Here is a 6143-nt window from a genome sequence, read left to right on the forward strand (position 1 = left end):
TCAAATTGTTGCTACTACACCGCACACTAACGATTGCTTGTTGTATGAGTTTGATATTACAAAAAAAGCTTGTTTTTTCTTTGGTAGAGAGACAGAAGGTTTATCTCAAGATGTTCTAGATGCTGCTGATTGTTATTTGAAAATACCTATGGTTGGTTTTACAGAAAGTTTAAACATATCGGTTTCTGCTGCTATTATTTTGCAACATGTAACAACAAAGCTAAAACAGACCGATATAAATTGGAAACTTACTGAAGAAGAAAAACAAGAAAAACGTTTAGATTGGTGTAAAAAAACAATTAAAAGTTACGAGGAGATTATTGAGCGGTATAATCAAAGTAATAAGTATATGAAAAAAAAAAAGAGGCTCTATTAGCCTCTTAAGTTATTATATATTTCTTGCTTTAAATCTTTCTACTTCGTCCTCTACTTAAAACCTTGTATTCTTCATAACATTCACTAATGGCATCAAGTATTTGTAAATCATTAGCTGTTTGTATAAAGCCCTTAGAATAGTTACACTGACTAACAATTTCATCTAAATCAACACGATCAACCTGAAGTAAAACGGTTAGCATTTCTCTATCAAATCTTGCTGCTAAAAGGTTTCTTATTTCATCATCTTCCTTCATCTTTTTTAACTTATGCATCTCATTCGGCTTTCTACCAAACATGTTGTATAAGAAATCTGCAGGATTAAAAATGGCACCTAATACCTTAGTAGCAATATTTGGTTTGCCAGCTTCGTAACCTTGACCAGGCAGACCAGAAATACGATAACGGTTGTTAGAGGTAACCGGAATTTGTTTCATATCCACAGCAAGGTAACCCGTTAACTGTAATTGTTTTACTGTAACTTCTTCTAAAGCCAATGCCAATTCGGTCATTTGGATTTCAGTATCTCCAAATTTTAACCAGTCATTGGTGACACGCACTTTTATCGATTTGTAACCTAAGTAAGATAAATGTAGGGTATCATTAACGTTAGCTTTAATTTCAAATACACCAGCATCATCTGTTGCAGTACCAACGACCTGATTGATGTTGACAATATTAGCCTCACTCAGCGGTAAGTTTGTAGACGCGCTGACCAAAGTTCCCTTAACCTTAGTCGGTGTTTTAGTTGCTGTAGTGTCTTGACTATAGCCATAAACTGTAGTTAAGCATAAAAATAAAATTAATAAATAGCGCATGTATCTGTGTTACGCGTTAAAGATAATAAAGAAAATGAATTTAACAGATGGCAGGTTTAGATTTGACGTAATATTAACGCTTTTATGTGGCTATTTGTTGTACACTTTAGGTTATGGTTAATAATTCTTAATATTTAATTCGGAATGGATTGTTTTTTGAAATGGACTATAACCTTTAATAAACATAGTTTACAAGGCGCAAGATATAGTGTTGGTAATGAAAATGTATTTTTAGTATCAACCAAATTTTCAACGAATAAATAGACCTGCTTTAAATTTGAGATATAAAAAAATCCCAAAACGTTAAGAATGACCTTACGTCTTGGGATGTTTATATGTTATAAAGTTTTAATCTCTACGTCTTGAGCGTCTTGGTCTATCAGAACCAGAAGCTGTAGATTCTGAAGAACGTCTGTCGCCTCTAGAGTCATCAAATTTTCTAGTACTTCCAGAAGAATCATCAGAGCGTCTGCTGCGTCTATCAGTACGATTTCCAGAACCTCCAGAAGAACGTCGTTCTCCTCTTGGTTTATCATCACGTCTGCGACCACCTCCGCCTCCAGAGCGTCGATCACTACCACCACGACTTCTTCCGCCACTTCTGCCACCACCTCGGTTGCGTCCTCCTCCTCGGTCTTCACTGACTTCAACATTTACAAAACGGCCTTCGTATTTATAATCAGTAAAGAATGCTAATATCTTGTCCTTTAATTCATTTTCGGTGTTAAAGAATGAGAAACTTTCTTTTACATCTACTTTAAAAACATCGTCACGACCAAGTTCTAACTGTTCTTTTAAGAAATCTTTCATCTTCATCCAGTCAAAACCATCTTTACTACCCACGTTTATAAAATAACGTGTGTCGTTAGAGGATTTCCCGTAATTACGACCTCCACCATCTCTATCACTGTCGCGAGATTCGACTCTACCAACACCTTTCGATTTTTTGTAGTAGTTATAAAAACGATTAAACTCTACAGAGAAAAACTTTTTAATTAAGTCCTCTTTTTCAGTATCTGCAAATAACGCGTTAATTCCAGTTAAATGCTTATCGATTTCGTCGTTAGTTTCTGTCGCATGTATTTTATTGGCTAATGCCATTAATTGTATTTCTACAATAGATTCAGAAGAAGGGACTTCCTTTTTCTCAAACTGTTTTTTAATGATACGCTCAATACCTTTAATTTTTCTTACTTCACTTTTAGAAGCAATAACCATTGAGATGCCAGTTTTACCTGCACGACCTGTTCTACCAGAACGGTGTGTGTAAATTTCTGGCTCATCTGGCAATTGGTAATGAATAACGTGTGTAATATCATCCACATCAATACCACGAGCTGCAACATCTGTTGCCACTAACATTTGTATTTGTGTGTTTCTGAATGATTTCATAACCATATCACGCTGATTCTGACTTAAATCTCCGTGTAATGCACCTGCTGAATAACCATCTTCAATTAAGTTTTCCGCTACTTTTTGCGTATCTCTTTTTGTTCTACAGAAAATTACAGCAAAAATATGCGGATTGGTATCGGCCAAACGTTTTAAGGCTTGGTAACGATCTCGTGCGTTTACTAAATAGTACTCGTGCGTAACGTTATTTGTACTTTCATTTTTGTTACCTACGGTAATTTCAATAGGATCGTACATAAATTTCTTAGCAATCGTAGCCACTTCTCTTGGCATGGTGGCAGAGAATAACCACGTGCTTTTATCATCTGGTGTATGCGAAAGGATATCAGTAATATCCTCTTTAAAACCCATGTTTAGCATCTCATCAGCCTCATCTAAAACAGCATATTGTATTTTAGAAATATCAACCATATTACGGCTAATCATATCTTTCATTCGACCAGGAGTCGCAACAATAATTTGTGCTCCACGTTTTACAGATCGTGCTTGGTCGCTAATACTGGCTCCACCATAAATGGCAGTAACATTGAGTCCTTTACAGTATTTACCGTAAAGTTTAAGTTCGTTGGTGATTTGTAAACAAAGCTCGCGAGTAGGAGATAAGATTAAACCTTGAGTGGTTCTACTATCGATATCTATTTTTTGCAACATCGGAAATCCGAAAGCTGCAGTTTTACCTGTACCAGTTTGTGCCAAAGCCACTAAGTCTTTGTCTTCTTCTAATAAAAGTGGAATTGATTTTGCCTGTACTTCACTAGGTTTTTCAAAACCTAAATCCGTAATAGCGCGCAAAAGGTCTTCATTAAGACCTAAATCTTGGAATGTGCTCATTCTTGTGTATTGTATTCGATTATGTGCTTTTGGTGTTACAAAAGAAGCGAATCGACATACTAAACACTTAAACTTCTAGGTAACACATCCTCTCTCTGAGGAATTTATCCACTTTAGCAAAAAGCTTCTGTGAATTATTTTTCAAGTTGCAAAGGTACGGTATTTAATTGGATAACCTAATGTTGTTTTATCTGGGTACATTTACAGGCATTTAGAACCAAAAATAGAACTAATCGTTTTGCTTAAAAGTAAAAATAGAGTGGTGCAGATAAAAGGCTGAATAGATAAAAACAACGCTAGTTTTAGTCATAGGAATAAAAGTCGATAGGCTTAAGCCCAAGAACAAACCTCAAACCTCAACCCTTTATAATATCTCGGTAATCCTCAAAAAAAGCTTCAAATAAATGCATATGCGTGTTAAAGAATTCCATAACCAATCTCCAAGAATTTTTATTATGGATAGAGACTTTTTCATCCAAGGGTAAATAAATTCGTGAAATCTCTTTCCCGTTTTCTAAAACATATTGCTCGTCGTAAATAACATCAGTTAAATAGTCTCTTGTTAAGATGGTTTTTAAAGCTTCAAGTTGCACCCAACAATTAATACGGTTCTCTAAATCATCTTCTAAGTCTAGCGCGATTAAAGCGTTCTTCGTATCAAAATGAAACTTAAACGCGACACCCTTAATCTTGGTATCGTATAAGAGCCATTTCCTTGGGAATGATTTTCCAAAGCTAGTCCAGAATTCTTGTCTCAGTTGTCGTGATGCTTCTTTTGAAAACAAAGGGAGGTGTTTTTGTACCGTTCAAATTTAGGGATAATATCTTGTTTAGTGAAAAAGGTGCTGAGTTTTGAGTTCGGACTTAAGAGTTCAGACCTCAGAGTTTTGGGTTTGAACCTCAATGCTAATATCTAAATTCCAAAAGCCAAAAACCAAAAGCCAAAAGCTAAAGGCCAAAAGCCAAAAGCCAAAAGCCAAAACTTAAATTCCAAAAGCTAAACGCCCAGCGAATAAAGTCCAAACACAAGTAAAAACTCAACTCCCATATTCCGACATAGTCGGAACCAACGATTTTCAGAAATAATGAGCCACAAGCATTGTTATTAATACAGATCAAGGATCGGATAAAAAAGACACATTAAAATCTTATAACAATCATGTATTAGCGAATGATACGCAGTAATTTCCTAACAAATCGTTTTGATTTTTTGGTTCGTTTTGCATCAAGGCAAATGCCGTAGCATTCATGACTTCCTTTTTAATAGAATAAAAAAAACAGGAACTAAAATGAACAGAAAAAAGATCTATTAGCTTGAATTGACTATCTATTAGCTTGAATTGAATAATAAAGAAACACCCAATTCATAATTTAAATTAGGCCTTAGACCGTTGCCCAACAAACTGCTGCGACTTCAATTTAAACAACACATTAAAACTCGTTAAACTCCCATAACTTCTAGTAATATACTGCTGCAAATCAATTTTCTCTTGTTCTTCAAGATTGCTCGAATTAATCTTCTGTTCCATCACACGCAACCGATCGCGCACCATGGTAATCTTATGAAAAAAGGTATCGATAGCAACTTCGTTCGACTTTAAATTGGGGTCGCCAGGTGTCATTACCAATGTACCGCCTTTCCACTTATCGGCAATGGTCACGACTTCCGAAACATCCGACCATTTTTTTAAAATCTGTTTCAAACTGCGTTCTACTTCGTAAAAGCTAATGGTATCCACATCGTCTTCTGCTGCTTCAATAACGTCAAATTCTGAGTCAATATCAATGGTTTCTAATCCCTTATCTATAAAAGTCACCCAATAATGTTTCGACGTAACGTTAGTCACCACGCCTTTACCGTATTCTAAATGGTTGATTCTCGATCCTATGCCTAGTAATGTCATATGCGATATACAGAACTGCACTTACAGCCCCTTTTTTTAGTTAAACGTTTGTTTTTTTAAGAAACTAAAATAAAACAATTCTGCCGAAGACAAATAGCAAGGCTTTAAAATATGTTAAAGAAAATTTAAACAATTTCACACAGTATAGCACCTTTTGTATTTTTGTGATGATATCAACCAAAGCAGCTTTAAATTATGAAAAATGTATTTTTTATCCTGTTATTTTTCGGATGTTCACTATCCATGCATGCACAAGACGCGCCAGAAGTAGGTGATGTGCTTGTTATTAACGAAACGAATACGGGTAACTTTAGATATGTTAAGTTTCCTAAATTGAATATCTTAATAAAGCGAGGGCAACTTGGTAATTATAAAAGTGTTTATAATACAGAGGTCATTGTAGAAGACGTCATCACAAATGAAGATGGCAGCACTGACGTTAGCCTAAAGCAAAAAAACGGTGCTAAATTCTTTGGCTATTTAACCACGGTTAAGGCCAATTATACAAAGGCTTTAGATGCTAAAGAATTAGCTATGGTGAAATAACACCCAAAGGCTTAACATAAATACTTAAAAGTGCACTGCAATTGTAGCGCACTTTTTTTGTTTATTTTTTTAGCTTTCATAGAATAAAGCTGATTTTGCGCTACAGTATGTTGTTTGGTTATTTTTGAAATGACCTTTAAGTACGACTCGCCTTTTTAGCCAGTTTTGCCGCTTTCTTTTCTTTTGGTGATAAAGCTGCTTCCTTTTTTACATTCTTTTTTGCGTCTTTTGATTTTGCCATGGTGTTTTGGTTTTG

At 35.2% G+C, this 6143-nt stretch carries 6 protein-coding genes; 2 read left to right on the forward strand and 4 right to left on the reverse strand.

From position 1 onward, the window contains the following. Nucleotides 1–376 (forward strand): TrmH family RNA methyltransferase (locus tag AB8B52_RS14030; protein ID WP_406029200.1); only part of this gene is annotated, 376 nt, incomplete at its 5' end. Between the two features lie 28 nt (nt 377–404). On the opposite strand, the gene AB8B52_RS14035 is transcribed toward AB8B52_RS14030, so the two are convergent. From AB8B52_RS14035 to AB8B52_RS14050, 4 genes are all read right to left on the reverse strand, one after another. Beyond that, nucleotides 405–1193, reverse strand: coding sequence for a carboxypeptidase-like regulatory domain-containing protein (locus tag AB8B52_RS14035; RefSeq protein ID WP_406029202.1), 789 nt, complete (start codon nt 1191–1193; stop codon nt 405–407). Nucleotides 1194–1541: 348 nt separating this feature from the next. Then, entirely contained in the window at nt 1542–3437 is a 1896-nt protein-coding gene (locus AB8B52_RS14040; protein ID WP_406029204.1) for a DEAD/DEAH box helicase, read from the reverse strand. 356 nt (nt 3438–3793) lie between these two features. Then, nucleotides 3794–4222: a DUF4268 domain-containing protein gene (locus AB8B52_RS14045; protein WP_406029206.1), complete on the reverse strand. Its 429-nt coding sequence runs from the start codon at nt 4220–4222 to the stop codon at nt 3794–3796. Nucleotides 4223–4813: 591 nt separating this feature from the next. After that, a complete protein-coding gene (locus AB8B52_RS14050; protein WP_406029208.1) occupies nt 4814–5341 on the reverse strand; it encodes a hypothetical protein in 528 nt (175 codons plus the stop codon). Between the two features lie 195 nt (nt 5342–5536). Between AB8B52_RS14050 and AB8B52_RS14055 the strand changes: the two genes are divergently transcribed. Next, the gene (locus AB8B52_RS14055; RefSeq protein WP_406029210.1) at nt 5537–5887 is read left to right on the forward strand and encodes a hypothetical protein; all 351 of its coding nucleotides are present in this window, start codon (nt 5537–5539) and stop codon (nt 5885–5887) included. The last annotated feature ends 256 nt before the right edge of the window (nt 5888–6143 follow it).

Source organism: Winogradskyella sp. (genome assembly GCF_045105575.1).
In the GTDB taxonomy this organism is placed as follows: Bacteria; Bacteroidota; Bacteroidia; order Flavobacteriales; family Flavobacteriaceae; genus Winogradskyella.